We start from the raw sequence: 18,485 nt of genomic DNA on the forward strand, positions 1-18,485 counted from the left end.
GAACTACAGTCATTAAAAAATGAGAATCCTTACCGTTTTTGGCACCCGACCCGAAGCCATAAAAATGGCGCCGCTCGTCTTGGCGTTGATGGCCGACAATCGTTTCGACGCCAAGGTCTGCGTCACCGCACAGCACCGCGAGATGCTCGACCAAGTTCTGGTGCTCTTTGGGATTGAGCCCGACTTTGATCTCAATATCATGAAGGCGGGGCAGGATCTGACGGAAGTCACCACGTCCATCCTGAATGGCTTGAAAGATGTGTTCAGTCAGTTTAAGCCTGACGTGGTGCTCGTGCACGGCGACACCGCAACCACCTTCGCCGCCAGCTTGGCCGCTTACTATCGGCAGATCCCGGTGGCCCACGTTGAAGCTGGCCTGCGGACGGGCAACCTGTATTCCCCCTGGCCCGAGGAGGGCAACCGCAAGCTCACCGGCGCATTGGCCGCACTGCACTTAGCGCCTACCGACCTCTCAAGCCAGAATCTACAACGGGAAGGTGTACCGCCCGATTGCATCATTGTTACTGGTAATACCGTCATTGATGCATTGCTGGAAGTTGTTCGAAAACTAAACGACGACGCTGCCCTGCAGCATCGCATTGCCGAACAGTTCAAATTCCTGTCAGGCGAGCGGCGCATCGTTCTGGTCACCGGTCACAGGCGCGAAAGCTTTGGTGGCGGCTTTGAGCGCATCTGCAAAGCTTTAGCCGAAACGGCCAAAGCCTTCCCGAATGTCGATGTCGTCTATCCGGTGCATTTGAATCCGAACGTCCGAGAGCCAGTTAACCGCCTGCTGGGCGGAATCACCAATGTGCACTTGATTGAGCCGCTGGACTATCTGCCCTTTGTTTATCTCATGAGTCGTGCTTACGTCATCCTGACAGATTCTGGTGGCATTCAGGAAGAGGCGCCTTCACTTGGCAAACCGGTGCTGGTCATGCGCGATACCACCGAGCGCCCGGAGGCAGTGGCGGCCGGCACGGTGAAGTTGGTTGGTACCGAAGTTGGCACCATCATCAAGAGCTTGGCTGAGTTGCTCACTGATGCGGATGCGTATGGGTGCATGTGTGTTACTCACAATCCCTACGGTGACGGCCAGGCCTGTCAGCGAATTCTGGCGGCATTGGTTGCCATGCAGTTCCGCGCGCCCTGACATTAGTGTCCAGCAATTTTTTAAATCTACCTATGAATTTCGAAACGATCTCTATCATTGGTCTGGGCTACATTGGCTTGCCCACGGCTGCCATCTTCGCTAGTAGAAAAAAAAAGGTGATCGGTGTTGATGTTAATCAGGGTACCGTTGAAACAATTAACCGCGGCCAGATTCACATCGTTGAGCCCGGGCTGGAGATGGTTGTGCGCGCCGCAGTTAGTGAAGGCTACCTCCGCGCCACTACCCGGCCCGAGCCGGCCGATGCGTTTCTTATTGCTGTGCCCACTCCATTTAAGGACGGGCCGAGCGGCCCCCATCACCCTGACCTGAGCTATATCGAATCAGCCAGTAGATCCATTGCTCCGGTGCTTAAGCGCGGCGACTCGGTCATCCTGGAGTCCACCTCGCCAGTGGGTGCTACCGAGCAAATGGCAGCTTGGTTGGCAGAGGCCCGACCAGACCTGAGCTTTCCGCACACGCACGGCGAGGCGTCCGACATTCGAGTAGCCTACTGCCCCGAGCGAGTGCTGCCCGGCCATGTTCTCCGCGAGTTAGTTGAGAATGACCGCATCATCGGTGGGATGACCTCAAGATGTTCCGACGTGGCAGCGAGCCTGTACAAAACCTTTGTGGAAGGCGAGTGCGTAATCACTAACGCTCGCACCGCAGAAATGTGCAAACTAACCGAGAATAGTTTTCGCGATGTGAATATCGCCTTTGCCAACGAGTTGTCCATCATTTGCGACAAACTTGAAGTCAATGTCTGGGAACTTATCAAACTTGCCAACCGCCATCCTCGCGTCAAAGTCTTGCAACCAGGCCCCGGCGTGGGCGGGCACTGTATCGCCGTCGATCCATGGTTCATTGTCAGCCAGGTTCCCCAAGACGCACTTCTCATTCGCTGCGCCCGCGAAGTCAATGACAGCAAGCCGTATTGGGTGTTAAAAAAGATTGGACAGGCTGCCAGTCGCTACAAAAACCCTGTGATCGCCTGTTTCGGTCTTTCCTTCAAGCCGAACATTGACGACCTGCGCGAAAGTCCCGCATTGAATATCGCTTTGCGGGTTTGCCGTCAAAAGTGGGGCAAGGTGTTGTTGGTAGAGCCGTATGTCGGGGTACTGCCGTTGGAGTTCTCTGATATGAAAGGGGTTGAACTTGTTAGCACTGAGCAGGCAGTCAAAGAAGCAGACATCCTCGTACTTTTGGTAGATCACAAAGAATTCGTTTCTATGCGAAGCCAGTTTGCTCTTCATCCTTGCGTGGTGGATACCAGAGGGATCCTCGGTTGATTGCGGGAGTATATAGTTTGCAAATTCAGATATTGGTTTTTCCTAGATGAAGCACAAACTCATTAATTTTGCATCGTTAACGACGATTCAGGTTTCCAACGCTGTCTTGCCTTTAGTGATTTTTCCATACGCCCTATCGATTGTGGGCCCCGTACTGTACTCAAAAATCGTATTTTCTGAAGCGCTGTGTTTATTCCTGCTAACCGTGGTTCTATTCAGCTTTGAAGTGGATGGAGTGGCGCATGTCGTCGCCCTAGGATTCCGCCGGAATTCAGAGGAGTTATCCCATTTGTTCAGCAGCATCCTCTACTTGCGCCTGCTGCTGTTCATTGTCGGCGCACCACTGGTAATTCTTTCCGCCTGGCTGTTCGATCGGGAACTGCTTCCGCTCGTCCTGGGCTGGGCACTGGTACCACTTAGCTACGCAATACAGCCGAGCTGGTTTTTCCAGGGTTTGGAGCACAACGCGCCGGTAGCGGCGTTGTTCTTAGTCAGCAGGGTTGTCGCTGTCGGGTTGATCTTGGCGACCGTCCACACCCCTGCAGATTACGTTCTTGTACCATTTACGATCGGCATTTTGTACCTTGCGGGGGCGGTCGGCGGGGTGTCGTACGCGATGTATCGCTTCGGAATTCGCTTCGTGAAGATTCCGCCGACGCATCTGAAAACGATGCTATGGTCGGGAAAGGAGATTTTTTTTGGAAACCTAAGTGTTATCGCGTATAGGGATGCGAATGTTCTCATTCTCGGATTTCTTGGTGCTTCAGATGCGGGCATAGCCTCTTACTCGATAGCCGAGAAATTTGTCAAGGCGATTCAAGCGGCGGCAAGGCCACTTAATCAGATCTATTTCCCCAAGGCGCTGCGCCTAGCGCAAGCCGCGAGCGTACCAACCAGGAAGGTATTCTGGGATTTACTCCGGCTGACCCTTCCTCAGATCGGTGTGCTTGCTACTGGTGTGCTTCTTTTTGTCGGAATTTATGTGGGTATGGGGGAACAAATTCCGCAGTTTCGGCGTATTGAAAATGCGGACCAAATCATATTTTTGGCCCTCCCCATGACCATCACTACCTTTTTTGGCGTTTCCAACTTTATGTTTGGCATCGCCGGGCTGAACGCCCTCGGAGAAAGACGGTATCTACTGAAAGCACTGATCGGCACCGGCGTTTTTAGCCTCATATTGACCTCTGCGCTAGTTATGCTAACGGGTGCGCTGGGTGCCGCAATCGGATTTATATTGGCCGAGGTCGTGTTATTGATAGCTATAACGCGGAAATACTTTCAATGACGATTTTATTTTCCAGCTTTTGAAGATGGCGTCCAGTGATGATTGAAAAAGTCATGGCGATTAGTTTTAGCCTGTTAATTTTGGGACAGGCAGTCGTGGTTCGGCGCTTGGTTGGCACGTGGATTTTTCCTGCCTGTCTATTCGGAATGTTTTGGTTTCTTTATACTTTCATCCCACTGGTCAGTTTGTTGACTGTGCCGGTCGAGCCCTACGGAGTTGCATATATTTTAGTGTGCTGTCTGGCATTCTCTGCTACTGCGCTTGGATTTAATTGGCGCGCGGGTTTTGCCAGGAACAGGAGTCGGACTATTCGTCCCAACTATGGAAGTGTCTTCATTCGGAGGACTTTTTATGGAATGACTGGAATTGTGATATTGACCTTGTTGGTAAACACGCTTTTACAAGGCTTCTCTCTAAATGAGATAATTTCTAATCCGATAACTAGTGCTAATGTCTATATCGCGCGTCGATATTCGGATGATTTGATTTCCAATGTATTCTCTCAAATCAGCGTAGTTTTAATTTATCCCGCCGCCATACTTGGCGGTTTGGTCTATGCGAATCGTCCGCCCGGCCGTAAAGGTGTCTTCCCCATATTTATGACGATGCTTCCCGCGGCCTTGGTGATGCTGATACAGGGCGCCAAGGGGGCACTCTTTCTTGTGATTGCTTTGTTCTGGGCTGGTATTTTGATTTGTAAAACGAGCCGGGGAGAAAAAAATCTATTCAATAAAGGGGCTTTGAAGAAGATTGCGTTTTATTCCGCCTTCTTGCTGCCGGTGGTGGTTGCCTCATTCATGGCGCGTGGTTTGTACGAGGCCCGCGATACAGAAGATATTGTTAACGGTTTGATCCGCTATTTTGCATCCTATTCCTGCGCCCACTTGTATGCTTTCTCCGACTGGTTCGCACAGCAGGTGGGTGGCACCGCGACTATGTCGTACTTTACCGATGAAGGAGCAGATGGATTTTATACGTTTATGGCCTTATTCGTGCTATTCGGCAGTACTAAAGTCGCGCCGCCCGGTGTTTATGATGATTACTTCAAGTACGGCGACATATTAATGACAAATATCTATACCATGTTTCGCGGATTGATACAGGACTTTGGAATGGTTGGATCATTGCTTTTCATGGGAATGCTTGGATTCTTGCTGCATGTGGCATTTTGGCATCAGTTGACAAAGATGAGATCGCCATTTTCTACATCATTATTTATTCATTCAATTGGATTCTTTTATACGTCGTTTATTATTAGTTTGCTAATTTGGAATAGTATCTATGCGAGTTATATAATAGTGTCATTAATATTTATTATTAATGACATGTTTACAAAGTCGATTCAATTTAATAAATTCGCGTGAATTTGATTGCTTGTAATCCAAATATAAATTAAAATGAAAATAGGCTATATCTGCACCAATTACAATAATAGCTCATATACCTTGAAGGCGATTAAGACCTTACTGGCAAATCGACGGCATGAGTATATAGTGGTTGTGGTGGATAATAAATCAGACGTCGACAACGTCACGTTGTTGCGGGAGCTTGTGCGGGCTGAATCAGCTGTCCAAGTTATCTTTAATCAAGAGAATGTCGGGTATTTCCGAGGACTCAATATTGGTATAAAAAAACTACGTGCCATGCACCCTGATATTGAGTGGTTGGTGGTGGGAAACAACGATCTTGAATTTCCTGGCGATTTTTCCGACCGATTGGCGAGCAATGTCGGGCGCCTCCGATTGTATGCTGTTGTTTCTCCGGATGTAATTACTGTAGATGGCGAGCATCAAAATCCGCATGTGATTTCAAAAATAAGTACTATCCGTGAAATATTTTATGATCTTTATTACGCCAATTATTATATTGGCCTGATAATTACCAAGCTGGCGATGATGCTGCCTTTACTATCTAGGCGCGCCGACGTAGATCACTGGCGTATCGCGCAGCCGATCTACCAAGGCCATGGGTCATGCTACCTTTTGGGCCCACGCTTTTTTGAACAATTCGAAGAATTGTGGGCGCCCACTTTCCTGATGGCGGAAGAATTCTTTCTCAGCAAACAACTGAGTGAAGCAGGCCAAAAAGTCTATTACGAACCGGCGATTCAGGTGGTTCACCATTGGCACGCCTCGATGGCTGGACTGCCTAGTCGGCAACGCTGGGCCTTCGCACGTGACGCCCACCGCGAGTATAGAAAATATGTCAAGGTGTTCCGCTGGGATTGATTGGCGTTATTCTGCAAAAGAAATTACTAAAACTCATGGAATATATCCCGGAATCAAGCAAGAGGAGCTACCAAATTTGTGGCCACTGCGTCATGGATACGAGCGACGGCCAGATCGTCTTTGACGATCACGGTGTTTGTGACCATTGCAATGACTTTAAGGAGAATGTCGCACCGAATTGGCACACGGATAAGCGCGGCCATGACGAATTTCGGGCAGTCGTTGAGCAGATCAAGAAGGATGGTGCGGGGCGAAGCTTTGACTGCATCCTGGGCATGAGCGGCGGCCTCGACAGTTCCTACCTGCTGCACCTTGCGGTAAAGGAGTTCGGACTGCGTCCGCTGGTTTTCCACGTGGACGGCGGGTGGAACACCGACATAGCAGTTAATAATATTCAGGTTATTGTCGAGAAATTGGGGCTGGATCTTTACACGGAGGTGATCAACTGGGAGGAGATGAAAGATTTTCAGCTTGCCTTTTTCAAGTCTGGTGTGCCTCACCTAGATGTTCCTCAGGATCATGCGTTTATCGCTACGCTGTATCACTTTGCGAACAAGCATGGCATCAAGTACATCCTTAATGGTGGGAACATCGCCACCGAATGCGTCCGGAATCCTAAGGAGTGGCTGTACTATGGGACTGACATGGCGCAGCTGCGCGACATCCATCGTCGCTTCGGCACTCGCAAGCTGGACAGCTATCCATTCAGTAGTGTCTTGTTCCATAAGATATATCTTCGGTATATTAAGGGAGTTCAAGTGGTGAAGCCATTAAACTTTTTGCCTTACACGAAAGACACGGCCATCCAAACCCTCACTTCGGAATATGGATGGAAAGCGTATCCACAGAAACATTTTGAGTCGCGATTCACGCGTTTCTATGAAGGCTATTGGCTTCCAACCCGTTTTGGCTACGACACGAGGCGCGTTCAGTATTCCAGCCTTATCTTGACCGGCCAAATGACCCGAGAGGACGCCCTGAAGCAGCTTGAAGCGCCGGCCTACAATCCTGCAACCCTCGATGAGGATTTTGAGTATATTGCCACAAAGCTTGGCATATCAGCAGACGAGTTGCGTCACTACCACTACATGCCGAAGAAATCTTACAGGGACTACAAAAATAACGAGCGGATGTTTGATCTGGGAGCTCTGGTTCTAAAGAAACTGGGCGTGGAAAGATCGGTGAAACGATGATTGGAATTATCAATTACGGATCTGGTAACGTGGGTGCTATCGCCAATGTCTATAAGAAGCTGAAGATTCCACATTTCATTAGCAGAGATATCTCTGAACTTGAGGCTGCAGATCGGTATATTTTGCCGGGTGTCGGATCTTTCGATGCCACTATGGCGAACCTACAGCACTCGGGGCTGATCACGATGCTGAATGATCAAGTTCGAGGAAAAGGAAAGAAAATTCTCGGAATCTGTGTCGGAATGCAGATACTTGCTCAGGCTAGCGAGGAAGGTGTATTGCCGGGTCTCGGCTGGATACCGGGAAGGGTCCGAAAGATTGATTCTACCAGAATATTAAGCAGACTGAAGCTGCCGCACATGGGATGGAACTCTTTGACCAGCCAGGCCGACCATCCTATTTTTAAAGCGGTGGACGCTGAGACCGGATTTTATTTCTTACATAACTACTTTTTCGAGGCAGGAAATACCGAAGATGTGATGGCCACAGTGACCTATGGTGCTGAAATGCCCTGTGCTTTAGGCCGGGCCAATGTTTATGGCGTTCAGTTTCATCCGGAAAAGAGTCACAACAACGGGGTGGCCATCTTTCGAAATTTTTCTTTTCTATAATTATGTTGCGTTCACGCGTTATCCCGAGCCTGCTGCTTCATAAAGGGGGGCTCGTTAAAACGCGACAGTTTGGCGATCCAAAATATGTCGGCGACCCGCTCAATGCCGTCAAGATTTTCAATGAAAAGGAGGTTGACGAGCTGGCCTTTTTCGATATTGACGCATCTGCCATAAGACAAAGCCCAAATTTCACGCTGCTGAAAAACATCGCTGTGGAATCTCGCATGCCAATGTGTTATGGCGGGGGTGTAAATAGTGCTGAGATGGCCTCTCGCATTATTAATATTGGGTTCGAAAAAGTGTCCGTCAGCTCAGCGGCGTTGCACCGCCCGCAACTTATCCGGGAGATGGCGGAGACGATTGGGTCCCAGAGTGTAGTCGTCACCTTGGATGTGAAGAAGAATAGGCTCTTTTCGGGCTACACGATCTACAGTTACAACGGGAAGGAAAGGGTGAAGGCTGAGTTGTTGGAGTTTTGCCAGCAGGCCGTTGCACTGGGCGCTGGCGAGATTGTCATCAACGCCATCGATCGCGATGGGGAAATGAAGGGTTACGACCTTGATCTGGCGCGAAGTGTCAGGGGGCAGGTGTCTTGCCCCCTGACTTTCCTTGGCGGCGCCGGGAGCGTAGATGACATACAGGCCCTGATTAACGAAGTAGGCGTGGTGGGCGCGGCGGCCGGCAGCCTATTTGTCTTCAAAGGGCCCTATCGAGCGGTGCTCATCAACTACATGCGTCCGAGCAAATTGGTCTGACTACGCAACTTATGAAACAGATTTTTCAAGACATGGACAAAGGCGGCACCGCTGTTTTCGAGGCACCTGTGCCTCAAGTCAACCGCGAGCATGTACTGATCGACACCGCTGTGTCGCTTATTTCCGCAGGTACTGAGCGCATGCTGGTCGGCTTCGGCAAGGCGTCTTACCTTGAGAAGGCGCGCCAGCAGCCCGAAAAGGTCAAGATGGTGCTGGGAAAGATCCAGACCGATGGTCTGATGACTACCATCGAGGCCGTGAGGTCCAAGCTGGCCCAGCCGCTGCCACTGGGCTACTGCAATGTCGGCGTGGTGTCGCAGGTGGGGGGCGGTGTCGAGGGCATGAAGCCAGGGGACCGGGTGGTGTCCAATGGTCCACATGCCGATGTGGTGAAGGTGGCAAAAAATCTGTGTGCTCGTATTCCGGATGAAGTAGACGACGAATCCGCCTCTTTTGTGGTGGTGGCCAGTATCGGCTTGCAGGGAATTCGTCTAGCGCAGCCCACGCTGGGCGAGGCGTTTGTGGTGACTGGGGTCGGCTTGATTGGCCTGCTCACGGTGCAATTGCTGCTGGCCCACGGTTGCCGGGTGCTCGCGATTGACTTCGACGAGTCGAAGCTTGTCCTCGCGCGTCAATTTGGTGCGAGCACCTGCAATCCAGGTGTCTGCGAAGATCCGGTGGCGGCAGGCATGGCGTTCAGCCGGGGGCAGGGCGTGGATGGCGTGATCATCACGGCGTCAACTAAGTCCAGTGACCCAGTAACGCAGGCTGCCCGCATGTCCCGTAAGCGCGGGCGCATTGTGCTGGTAGGCGTGGCAGGTCTTGAGCTGAACCGGGCGGACTTCTATGAGAAGGAGTTGAGCTTTCAAGTATCGTGTTCCTATGGCCCAGGCCGGTATGACCCGGCCTATGAGGACGAGGGGCAGGACTATCCGATGGGTTTTGTGCGCTGGACCGAGCAGCGCAACTTTGAGGCGGTGCTGGACATGCTTGCTAGCGGGAAGCTGAATGTAAAGCCGCTGATCACTCACCGCTTTGCATTTGAAGACTCGCCCAAGGCATATGAAACTCTTACCGACGACAAGAGCGGATTGGGCATCCTCCTGCGGTACACCTCGCCGGTTGCGCAGCGTGCAATGCGCAATGTCACACTGGCGGCTGCCCGTTTCGATGTGCAACGTCCTGTGATGGGTTTTATCGGTGCGGGCAACTATGCCTCGCGCATGCTGATTCCGGCGTTCAAGGCCGCGGGGGCACAGTTTCACACCATCGTCACAGCGGGCGGCGTCAACGGCGTGATTCACGGTGCGAAAGCCGGCTTTGCCGAGGCTTCCACCGACATGGACGTGATGCTGGCCAACCCTACGATTAACACAGTTGCCATCGTTACCCGGCACGACACGCACACCAGGTTTGTGGCCCAGGCGCTGAAGGCAGGCAAGAACGTCTTTGTGGAGAAGCCTCTCGCCATTAACCACGCTGAGTTGGGTGACGTGCAGTCGGCCTTTGCCGAGGCGCATGCTGCGGGTGACAAGGATGGGCATGGACCGCAATTAATGGTCGGTTTCAACCGTCGCTTTTCGCCGCAGGTGCAAAAAATGAAGGCGTTGCTGCAGGCAGTGAAGGAGCCCAAGTCGTTCATCATGACCATGAACGCTGGGGCCATTCCGGCCAATCACTGGACGCAGGACAACTCTGTGGGCGGTGGCCGCATCATTGGTGAGGCTTGCCACTTCATCGACCTGATGCGCTTTCTGGCGGGCAGCCCCATCGTGGCCATCCAGGCCCGGCGCATGGGCGATGCAGCGGGCATGATCATCACGGAAGACAAGGCATCCGTCACGCTCGGGTTTGAAGACGGTTCGTTCGGCACGATCCTGTACCTGGCTAACGGCTCGGCGAGCTTTCCGAAAGAGCGCGTCGAGGTGTTCGCCGTTGGCCGCGTGCTGCAACTGGACAACTTTCGTAAGCTCAAGGGCTATGGCTGGCCGGGTTTCAGCAAACTGAACCTGTGGAAGCAAAACAAAGGCCAGAAGGCCTGTGCGGCGGCATTCCTGCAAGCTATTGAAAAGGGGGTGCCGGCCATCCCACCCGAAGAAATTTTTGAGGTGGCGCGTGTGGCCATCGATGTGGCGGAGCAGCTGCGAAGGCAATGACGGGCTTCATGTCGAAAGCCAGTACCGCATTGGCGCTAGGGCTGCCCAATATCGCTCGTGCAGCATCGTATCGCTTGGGCGTCAAGCTGGGGGTGAACCCGGTGCGGCGACTGCAGGCCTCTGTGCCGCAGGCGCCGTACTTTCAGAAGGCCGTGCTGCAGGCGGTGTCGATGCCGCCCGTGGCGGGTTGGCAGACGTCGGCGCAGCTGTTCGGCCACTGGCCGCTCCCTGTGACGGACGAGCCACCGAACTGGCTGGCCAACCCGCTCACTGGCCAACGTATGGCCGCGCCGGAGCGCGGGTGGTGGCAGATCCCGGACTTTGATCCGGCCGTGGGCGACATTAAGCTCATATGGGAACTGTCGCGCATGGATTGGGTGCTGATCTTTGCTCAACGCGTGCGCAACGGGGACGCCGAGACCTTGGTCCGACTCAATCACTGGCTGGCCGACTGGTGCGCGCACAATCCGCCCTATCGTGGCCCCAACTGGAAGTGTGGGCAAGAAGCCTCCATCCGCGTCATGCACCTGGCCATCGCAGCGCTTATCCTTGGACAAGTGTGCCGGCCCATGGCGGGCCTGCGTGACCTCGTGTACCTCCATTTGCAGCGCATATCGCCCACCATGCAATATGCCGTGGCGCAAGACAACAATCATGGTACGTCGGAGGCTGCGGCGCTGTTCATCGGCGGCAGCTGGCTAGCAATGCTTGGGGTTTCTGAGGGTGAGCAGTGGCAAAAGACCGGGCGCCGGTGGTTGGAAAATCGCGCCATACGGCTCATTGAGCCGGACGGCAGCTTCAGCCAGTATTCGTTGAACTACCACCGTGTCATGCTCGACACCTTTTGCATGGCTGAAGTGTGGCGTCGGCACATGGCGCTGCCGGCGTTTTCGAAACACTGGCGCGAACGTGCTCAGGCAGCCACGCAGTGGCTGCACTGCATGGTCAATCCGCTCATTGGTGACGGCCCTAACCTGGGTGCCAATGACGGCGCCCGACTGCTGCAACTGGCTGATACTGGTTATCGCGACTACCGTCCCACCGTGCAATTGGCGACGGCGCTGTTTTCGGAGGAGCGTGCTTATAGGCAAGATGGTCCCTGGAACCATCCCCTGCACTGGTTGGGCGTGCCCGTCCCACAAGCGCCAGCCTCGCAGCATGGTTCCCGTAAGTTTGATGATGGTGGTTTTGCCGTGCTGCGGCGCGGCGCGGTCATGGCCATGCTGCGCTATCCGCGATTTCGCTTTCGGCCCAGCCACGCCGATGCGCTGCATCTGGACCTGTGGCTGGGCGCTGACAATCTGCTGCGCGATGCCGGCACCTACAGCTACAACACCGAATCGCAGTGGCTCAACTATTTTGGCGGTACGGCCAGCCACAACACAGTGCAATTTGATGACCGTGACCAGATGCCGCGCTTGGGCCGTTTCCTGTTTGGCGACTGGCTCAAGACCTCGTTTGTCGAGCCGCTGATGGAAGATAAGCAGGGTTCTACCTTTGCTGCAGGCTATCGGGACGGGAAGCAGGCTAGCCACAGGCGCCACATCAGCCTAGGCGACTCGCACCTGCGGGTGGTGGACGAGGTGGCGGGGTTTGCGCGCAAGGCCGTACTGCGCTGGCGCGTGGCGCCGGGAGTCTGGCGGCTGGAGGGGCAGCGTCTGACAAATGGCTCGCATGTGCTGACGGTGCATGCCGGAATGCACATTGTCCGCTGTGAAGTGGTCGAGGGCTGGGAGTCGCGCCATTACCTTGAGAAAACCCCGTTACCTGTTCTGGAGATCGAAGTTCAGCAACCGGGTACTTTGACGACGGTATACCAGTGGGCAGAATGAAGGTTCTTTATTTTCACCAGCATTTTTCGACCCCAAAAGGCTCGGCGGGCATTCGTTCCTACGAAATGGCGCGTCGGCTGGTCGTTCGCGAGCATCACGTCACCATGGTGTGCGGCAGTTATGGCGGCGGTGTAACTGGACTGGCCATGCCGTTCGCGAAAGGGCGTCGCCGCGGCGTAGTCGACGGCATCGACATCGTCGAGTTCGACTTGGCCTATTCCAACAGTGACGGATTGGTGAAGCGAGCCCTGACATTTCTGAAATTTGCTGCGCGTAGCATCGGTTTAGTGTTTACCGAAAAGTACGATGTGGTGTTTGCGACAACCACGCCATTGACAGCAGGAATTCCCGGCATATTCGCGCGCTGGCTGCTTGGTAAACCTTTTGTGTTTGAGGTGCGCGACCTGTGGCCGGCGCTGCCCCGCGCCATGGGGGTGATTCGCAACCCGCTATTGTTGGGCGCCATGTCGGTGCTGGAGTGGGTGAGCTATCGCGCCGCCAACCGGTTGATTGGCCTGTCGCCGGGCATCGTGGAGGGTATTGCGCACCGAGGCGTGCCGCGCGAGCGCATTGCGCTCGTGCCCAACGGATGTGACCTGGATATTTTTGCCGACGCGGCGGAGCCTTGGCGGCCTGTACAGGTGCAGACGAGTGATTTGTTGGCCGTGTACGCCGGCACGCATGGCATGGCCAACGGGTTGGATGCTGTGTTGGATGCAGCAGCCGAACTCAAGCGCCGGGGCCGTGATGACATCAAGATGCTTCTGATCGGTCAGGGCAAGCTAAAAGCCCACCTGCAAGCGCGCACGGAGCGCGAAGGGCTTGCCAATTTGGTGTTGTTTCACGACCCTGTCGACAAGAAAAGACTGGCCAGCTTGATGTCGGCCACGGATGTCGGCTTGCAAATTCTGGGCAACGTGGCAGCTTTTTATTACGGCACTTCACCCAACAAGTTTTTTGATTACATCGCCGCAGGACTACCAGTGCTGAACAACTACCCTGGCTGGCTCGCGGAGCTGATCGGTCAGCACCGCTGCGGCTTCGAGGTTGCACCGAACAGTCCAGCGGCTTTTGCCGACGCGTTAATAAGGGCTGCCGGTGATCGAGATGCTTTGAAAGCCATGGGAGCGCGCGGCAGGGCGCTGGCCGAAACTGAGTTTGATCGTGCCTTGTTGGCAGATCGGTGGGTAGATTGGGTAACGGATGGGAGAAGCAATGAAACCGCATTGCTCAGAGATTCAGCGAACTGACCGTCGACGGTTAAGTCATATGAAACGCGTTTTTGATATTGCCGTAGCTTTGCTAGCCATGCTGATGCTGCTGTCCTTGCCTCTGGCGGCCTTGACCCAACTGGTGCGTCGCAAGCTCGGCCGACCGGCGTTCTTTCGCCAGGTGCGCCCAGGTTTGCACGGCCAGCCGTTCGAAATGGTCAAGTTCCGCTCCATGACTGATGCGCGTGGCCCCGATGGCACTTTGCTGCCCGACGCCGAGCGCCTCACGCGCTTTGGCCGCTTCCTGCGCGCCAGCAGCCTCGACGAACTGCCCGGGCTGTGGAATGTGCTCAAGGGCGACATGAGCCTGTTCGGCCTGCGCCCGTTGCTGATGGAGTATTTGCCGCTCTATTCCCCCGAGCAGGCGCGGCGCCATGCGGTGCGCCCCGGCATCACCGGCTGGGCGCAGGTCAATGGGCGCAACGCGCTTTCGTGGGACGACAAGTTCAAGCTCGACGTCTGGTACGTGGACCACCATTCGCTGTGGCTGGACATCAAAATTCTGTGGCTGACGGTGAAGAAAGTGCTGGTGCGCGACGGCATCAGCGCGGCGGGCGAGGCGACCATGCCGCGCTTCACGGGGAGCAAGCCATAAGCGTCCACGCAGTACCTTGCCTCGCCGGCGCCGGGAGGTCGAGAGGGTAGGCATGGCAGCTCGAAATATCAAGCAAGATATGCCTCCAGCGCTTATGCAGTAAGCGAAAGCAGCTATCAATACTAAAGTCATAAAGAAGAAAGAACCCCCACCATGCCGCAGCAGGACTTGTACGCCTTCTATGGCGCCGCTGCCGCCGGGGCCGCCATGCTTTTTGCTGATAGCACGCCTGCTGGGCGACAAGGGCGTGCGCGAATACGCCCAGGCCGCGCGCCGCGTGCGGGCGCTGCACCCCGGTGTGCGCTGCCTGCTGGTGGGCTGGATCGACACCAACCCCGACGCCATTGCCCAGCACGAGCTCAATGCCTGGGTGCAGGACGGCACGCTCGAATTCATGGGCCGCCTGGCCGACGTGCGCCCCGCCATCGCCGCGTGCAGCGTGTACGTGCTGCCCAGCTACCGCGAAGGCACACCGCGCACCGTGCTCGAAGCCATGGCCATGGGCCGCGCCGTCATCACCACCGACGCCCCCGGCTGCCGCGAGACGGTGGTGGAGGGCGACAATGGGTTTTTGGTGCCGGTGCAGTCGGTCGATGCGCTGGAGCATGCGATGCTGCGGTTTGTTGCCGACCCGGCGCTGGCGGGCCGCATGGGCCTGCGCGGGCGGCAGGTGGCAGAGGACAAATACGACGTGCACAAAGTCAACGCGGTGATGCTGCGTGAGATGGGGATTGCGTGATGTGTTGCGTCGAAAATTTATAGTGTTTTAGGCCCCTAGCGCTTATCCAGTAAGCGTAAGCAGCTATTGATTTTGAGTTTCAAATTCACGATGCACGGAAATCCGCCTGCGCCAGAAGAGGTAAGCCGTTACGGCGTTGCTGTCTTGCCAAGCTGCCTTTCATTTTGTAGTAACATGGCTACATTATTCAACTGTGTGAGGTGTAGCTATGACCATCACCACCTTAACAAGCCGCGAGTTCAACCAAGGCGCAAGCGAGGCAAAACGGGCTGCCAACAGCGGGCCGGTATTCATTACTGATCGAGGCCGGCTGGCCCATGTGCTGATGAGTTTCGAGGACTACCAACGGCTCACAAAGCAGCGACGCAACATTGCCGATGCGCTGGCGATGCCGGGGGTTGCCGACATGGTGTTTGAGCCGCCGCGCGTGACCATCGAAATCCAACCCGCTGATTTTTCATGATGTTCGTTCTGGATACCAACGTGGTGTCCGAGCTGCGCAAGGTGCGGCTTGGAAAGGCCGATGTGAACGTGGCTGCATGGACGCAAAGCGTCGATGCAGCCGATCTCTTTGTATCGGCCATCACCATCATGGAACTCGAACTTGGTGTTTTGTCGATTGAGCGTAAGGACGCAACCCAGGGGGCTATGCTGCGTTCGTGGCTGGAGCAGCACGTATTGCCCGAGTTTTCCGGACGCACGCTGCCCGTCGATACCGCCGTGGCGCAACGCTGCGCCCGGCTGCACATCCCTGACAAGCGCGGCGAGCGCGATGCACTCATCGCGGCAACGGCCCTTGTGCATGGCATGACGGTCGTCACCCGCAACGTCGCTGACTTCAAGCCAACGGGGGTCACTATCTTGAACCCGTGGGAGGTATCGCAGTGACAACAGCGCAGGAGAAACACTGGGCGCAGCCAGAGGCGCCATACAGACATTCAATCGTCCCATGAAGCGTTTTTTCGACATTGCCGCTGCCTTGGCGGCCCTGTGGAATGCCCAGGAGTAAATTGCAATGCGCAGAACCTTCGGCATTCCGGTGGGCACGCAGGTGCTTTCGCTATTGCGCGCCGACGCCGATCTGAAGGCGCACCCGCGCTATCGGCTTGCCAAACAAGGCGACGAAAAGGCGGCGCTGGATTTGGTCATTGATTTGGCGGTGCCCTGGTTGCTTGCCAACGAACATCGTTTCAGCAATGTGTCCTGTATCTTTGTGGCCCCGCACGCCAAAGAGGCCAGCGGCGACAATGCCATTCCGCAAACCTTGGCCGCTGTTTGCGCGGCAGTGTTCAAGGGCAGCGTCGATTCGAGCATCGTGCAGACGGATCGCGTATTTCACACGGGGGCCAATGCCATGGAGCGCATGGCAGCCCGCGCAAGTTTTGAGGGTACGGTGGTTTCCGGGGCGCGCTATGTGTTGGTGGACGATGTAACCAACCTGGGTGGCACCCTGGCCGAGTTGTCCCATTTCATTCAGTTTTATGGCGGCTTGGTGCATGATGTTGTGGTGCTGGTCAATGCGGGGCGGAACCCGTCCCTTGTGCCGCGTTCTAAAGACGTGCGCCTGATCCAGGAAAGGTTTCAACATGAATTCGTCCACATCTTCAACATTGAACCAGCAGCCCTCACGGCCAATGAGGCTAGTTACCTTGTCGATTTCAAGTCGGTTGACGCGATCCGAGATCGACGCGCTAAGGCAGAGCAAGAAATCGATCGCCGACTACGTTCAAAAGGAATTGCCCGCGCGCTTGGCAGCACTGCAGCGCCAGCTGCCCACCAACAAAGTGGGCTGACCCCGCCTGCGGCATCGCTCGAGCGCAATCCACCCACCTGAACCCCTGGCGCTAGCTGAGTCTGGTGCCAGGGGTTCAGGTATTTTTTTGGATCTAGCCCTTTTCCCATATACGCGACCAGCTATTGTTTTTGAGTTGAAATGAAACGCGCTTTTGATTTCATCGCCGCCTTGGTAGCCCTGCTGCTGCTCTGCCTGCCGCTGGTGCTGCTGACCCTTCTGGTGCGCCGCAAGCTAGGCCATCCTGCATTCTTTCGCCAGGTGCGCCCAGGCCTGCACGGCCGTCCATTCGAGATGGTGAAGTTCCGCACCATGGCGGATGCGCGTGGCCCCGATGGCGCCTTGCTGCCCGACGCCGAGCGCCTCACGCCCTTTGGCCGCTTCCTGCGCGCCAGCAGCCTCGACGAACTGCCCGAGCTGTGGAACGTGCTCAAGGGCGACATGAGCCTGGTGGGGCCGCGTCCGCTGCTGATGGAATACCTGCCGTTGTATTCGCCCGAGCAGGCACGCCGCCACGCGGTGCGCCCCGGCATCACCGGCTGGGCGCAGGTCAATGGCCGCAACGCGCTGGGTTGGGACGACAAGTTCAAGCTCGACGTCTGGTACGTGGACCACCGCTCGCTGTGGCTCGACATCAAAATTCTGTGGCTGACGGTAAAGAAAGTGCTGGTGCGCGATGGCATCAGCGCGGCGGGTGAAGCGACCATGCCGCGCTTTACGGGGAGCAAGCCATAGGCGTCCACGCCACACCTTGCATCGCTGGCGCCAGGCGGTCGAGAGGGCCGGCATGGCAGCTCAAAATTTCAAGCAAAATAGGCCTCCAGAGCTTATGCAGTAAGTAAAGGTAGCTATTAATACTGAAGTCACCAGCAAAGAAGGAACCCGCACCATGCAGCAGCAGGACTTGTATGCCGTCTATGGCGCCAGTGGTTGCGGTCGCGGCATCATGCCGCTGGCGCGCCAGCAGCTCGTGCTGGCTGGTGTGCCCGCCAGCCGCCTGGTGTTTGTGGATGACGCGCCGGGGCCGGCGCTGGTCAATGGTCAGCGCCTCATGACCTATGCGCAGTTTCTGGGCGAACCGGCCGCTGTGCGCTACGCCGTGCTGGCCATTGCCAAAAGTGCGGTGCGCGAGGCGCTGGCCCAGCGCTGCGCAGCCGATGGCGTGCAGCCCTGGGCTGTAACTGCAGCCAACGTCGTGCAAATGGACGATGTGCAGTTGGGCGTGGGCGCGGTGCTCAGCCCCTTTGTCACGCTGACCAGCAACATCCGCATTGGCCGGCACTTTCACGCCAATCTTTACAGCTACGTCGAGCACGACTGCGTGCTGGGCGACTTCGTCACCTTTGCGCCGCGCGTGCATTGCAACGGCAATGTCGTCATTGAAGACCATGCCTACATTGGCACGGGCGCCATTTTGAAGCAGGGCCAGCCAGGCAAGCCGCTGGTGATCGGCCGGGGCGCCGTGGTGGGCATGGGCGCCGTGGTGACCAAAAGCGTGCCGGCTGGGGTTACCGTGGTGGGCAACCCGGCGCGGATGCTCGTGAAATGACCCGGAGAGGCTGTCGCAGGCCTGCGCCCGAAGA

At 55.6% G+C, this 18,485-nt stretch carries 18 protein-coding genes; all 18 read left to right on the forward strand.

Going from position 1 to position 18,485, the window contains the following annotated elements:
• Positions 1–19 precede the first annotated feature (19 nt).
• The 18 genes from wecB to AC07ZH_RS08210 all read left to right on the forward strand — a co-directional run bounded on the left by wecB (position 20) and on the right by AC07ZH_RS08210 (position 18,451).
• Positions 20–1,153 (forward strand): non-hydrolyzing UDP-N-acetylglucosamine 2-epimerase, encoded by a 1,134-nt coding sequence (gene wecB, locus AC07ZH_RS08125; RefSeq protein WP_495199302.1) that lies wholly within the window; start codon positions 20–22, stop codon positions 1,151–1,153.
• Positions 1,154–1,185: 32 nt separating this feature from the next.
• Entirely contained in the window at positions 1,186–2,442 is a 1,257-nt protein-coding gene (gene wecC / locus AC07ZH_RS08130; RefSeq protein WP_495199303.1) for a UDP-N-acetyl-D-mannosamine dehydrogenase, read from the forward strand.
• Positions 2,443–2,488: 46 nt separating this feature from the next.
• On the forward strand, positions 2,489–3,730 hold the full coding sequence (locus AC07ZH_RS08135) for an oligosaccharide flippase family protein (RefSeq protein WP_495199304.1): 1,242 nt from the start codon (positions 2,489–2,491) through the stop codon (positions 3,728–3,730).
• A 38-nt stretch (positions 3,731–3,768) separates the two neighbouring features.
• Positions 3,769–5,094, forward strand: a complete 1,326-nt coding sequence (locus AC07ZH_RS08140; protein WP_495199305.1) for an O-antigen polymerase — start codon at positions 3,769–3,771, stop codon at positions 5,092–5,094.
• A gap of 33 nt (positions 5,095–5,127) precedes the next feature.
• Positions 5,128–5,958: a glycosyltransferase family 2 protein gene (locus AC07ZH_RS08145; RefSeq protein WP_495199306.1), complete on the forward strand. Its 831-nt coding sequence runs from the start codon at positions 5,128–5,130 to the stop codon at positions 5,956–5,958.
• Positions 5,959–5,993: 35 nt separating this feature from the next.
• Complete coding sequence (locus AC07ZH_RS08150) at positions 5,994–7,151, forward strand: N-acetyl sugar amidotransferase (RefSeq protein WP_495199307.1); 1,158 nt, start codon at positions 5,994–5,996, stop codon at positions 7,149–7,151.
• A complete protein-coding gene (gene hisH / locus AC07ZH_RS08155) occupies positions 7,148–7,762 on the forward strand; it encodes an imidazole glycerol phosphate synthase subunit HisH (RefSeq protein WP_495199308.1) in 615 nt (204 codons plus the stop codon). The genes AC07ZH_RS08150 and hisH overlap by 4 nt, the downstream gene beginning before the upstream one ends.
• 2 nt (positions 7,763–7,764) lie before the next feature.
• Positions 7,765–8,517 carry an AglZ/HisF2 family acetamidino modification protein gene (locus tag AC07ZH_RS08160; RefSeq protein WP_495199309.1) on the forward strand — a complete coding sequence of 251 codons (753 nt, stop codon included), beginning with the start codon at positions 7,765–7,767 and terminating at the stop codon, positions 8,515–8,517.
• Between the two features lie 11 nt (positions 8,518–8,528).
• Positions 8,529–10,673, forward strand: coding sequence for a bi-domain-containing oxidoreductase (locus AC07ZH_RS08165; RefSeq protein WP_495199310.1), 2,145 nt, complete (start codon positions 8,529–8,531; stop codon positions 10,671–10,673).
• Positions 10,670–12,505, forward strand: a complete 1,836-nt coding sequence (locus tag AC07ZH_RS08170) for a heparinase II/III family protein (protein ID WP_495199311.1) — start codon at positions 10,670–10,672, stop codon at positions 12,503–12,505. Before AC07ZH_RS08165 ends, AC07ZH_RS08170 begins: the two co-directional genes overlap by 4 nt.
• Positions 12,502–13,755 (forward strand): glycosyltransferase family 4 protein, encoded by a 1,254-nt coding sequence (locus tag AC07ZH_RS08175; protein WP_495199312.1) that lies wholly within the window; start codon positions 12,502–12,504, stop codon positions 13,753–13,755. Before AC07ZH_RS08170 ends, AC07ZH_RS08175 begins: the two co-directional genes overlap by 4 nt.
• Positions 13,756–13,774: 19 nt before the next feature.
• Positions 13,775–14,371: a sugar transferase gene (locus AC07ZH_RS08180; protein WP_495199313.1), complete on the forward strand. Its 597-nt coding sequence runs from the start codon at positions 13,775–13,777 to the stop codon at positions 14,369–14,371.
• A 181-nt stretch (positions 14,372–14,552) separates the two neighbouring features.
• Positions 14,553–15,110: a glycosyltransferase gene (locus AC07ZH_RS08185; protein WP_495199314.1), complete on the forward strand. Its 558-nt coding sequence runs from the start codon at positions 14,553–14,555 to the stop codon at positions 15,108–15,110.
• Positions 15,111–15,318: 208 nt separating this feature from the next.
• Positions 15,319–15,573, forward strand: a complete 255-nt coding sequence (locus tag AC07ZH_RS08190) for a type II toxin-antitoxin system Phd/YefM family antitoxin (protein ID WP_495199315.1) — start codon at positions 15,319–15,321, stop codon at positions 15,571–15,573.
• A complete protein-coding gene (locus AC07ZH_RS08195) occupies positions 15,570–15,998 on the forward strand; it encodes a type II toxin-antitoxin system VapC family toxin (RefSeq protein ID WP_495199316.1) in 429 nt (142 codons plus the stop codon). Before AC07ZH_RS08190 ends, AC07ZH_RS08195 begins: the two co-directional genes overlap by 4 nt.
• A gap of 127 nt (positions 15,999–16,125) precedes the next feature.
• On the forward strand, positions 16,126–16,944 hold the full coding sequence (locus AC07ZH_RS08200) for a type I phosphoribosyltransferase (protein ID WP_495199317.1): 819 nt from the start codon (positions 16,126–16,128) through the stop codon (positions 16,942–16,944).
• Between the two features lie 99 nt (positions 16,945–17,043).
• Positions 17,044–17,637, forward strand: coding sequence for a sugar transferase (locus AC07ZH_RS08205; RefSeq protein WP_495199318.1), 594 nt, complete (start codon positions 17,044–17,046; stop codon positions 17,635–17,637).
• A 154-nt stretch (positions 17,638–17,791) separates the two neighbouring features.
• Complete coding sequence (locus AC07ZH_RS08210) at positions 17,792–18,451, forward strand: acetyltransferase (protein ID WP_495199319.1); 660 nt, start codon at positions 17,792–17,794, stop codon at positions 18,449–18,451.
• Positions 18,452–18,485 lie beyond the last annotated feature (34 nt).

It is taken from the genome of Simplicispira sp. GW247-4R2A (assembly GCF_059424465.1).

Coding starts and splice junctions, on each gene's coding strand:
- wecC (WP_495199303.1), top strand. CDS start 1,186: ATGAATTTCGAAACGATCTCTATCATTGGTCTGGGCTACATTGGCTTG.
- AC07ZH_RS08180 (WP_495199313.1), top strand. CDS start 13,775: ATGAAACGCGTTTTTGATATTGCCGTAGCTTTGCTAGCCATGCTGATG.
- AC07ZH_RS08165 (WP_495199310.1), top strand. CDS start 8,529: ATGAAACAGATTTTTCAAGACATGGACAAAGGCGGCACCGCTGTTTTC.
- AC07ZH_RS08170 (WP_495199311.1), top strand. CDS start 10,670: ATGACGGGCTTCATGTCGAAAGCCAGTACCGCATTGGCGCTAGGGCTG.
- AC07ZH_RS08200 (WP_495199317.1), top strand. CDS start 16,126: ATGCGCAGAACCTTCGGCATTCCGGTGGGCACGCAGGTGCTTTCGCTA.
- AC07ZH_RS08150 (WP_495199307.1), top strand. CDS start 5,994: ATGGAATATATCCCGGAATCAAGCAAGAGGAGCTACCAAATTTGTGGC.
- AC07ZH_RS08205 (WP_495199318.1), top strand. CDS start 17,044: ATGAAACGCGCTTTTGATTTCATCGCCGCCTTGGTAGCCCTGCTGCTG.
- wecB (WP_495199302.1), top strand. CDS start 20: ATGAGAATCCTTACCGTTTTTGGCACCCGACCCGAAGCCATAAAAATG.
- AC07ZH_RS08145 (WP_495199306.1), top strand. CDS start 5,128: ATGAAAATAGGCTATATCTGCACCAATTACAATAATAGCTCATATACC.
- AC07ZH_RS08190 (WP_495199315.1), top strand. CDS start 15,319: ATGACCATCACCACCTTAACAAGCCGCGAGTTCAACCAAGGCGCAAGC.
- AC07ZH_RS08160 (WP_495199309.1), top strand. CDS start 7,765: ATGTTGCGTTCACGCGTTATCCCGAGCCTGCTGCTTCATAAAGGGGGG.
- AC07ZH_RS08135 (WP_495199304.1), top strand. CDS start 2,489: ATGAAGCACAAACTCATTAATTTTGCATCGTTAACGACGATTCAGGTT.
- AC07ZH_RS08140 (WP_495199305.1), top strand. CDS start 3,769: ATGATTGAAAAAGTCATGGCGATTAGTTTTAGCCTGTTAATTTTGGGA.
- AC07ZH_RS08175 (WP_495199312.1), top strand. CDS start 12,502: ATGAAGGTTCTTTATTTTCACCAGCATTTTTCGACCCCAAAAGGCTCG.
- AC07ZH_RS08210 (WP_495199319.1), top strand. CDS start 17,792: ATGCAGCAGCAGGACTTGTATGCCGTCTATGGCGCCAGTGGTTGCGGT.
- AC07ZH_RS08195 (WP_495199316.1), top strand. CDS start 15,570: ATGATGTTCGTTCTGGATACCAACGTGGTGTCCGAGCTGCGCAAGGTG.
- hisH (WP_495199308.1), top strand. CDS start 7,148: ATGATTGGAATTATCAATTACGGATCTGGTAACGTGGGTGCTATCGCC.
- AC07ZH_RS08185 (WP_495199314.1), top strand. CDS start 14,553: ATGGCGCCGCTGCCGCCGGGGCCGCCATGCTTTTTGCTGATAGCACGC.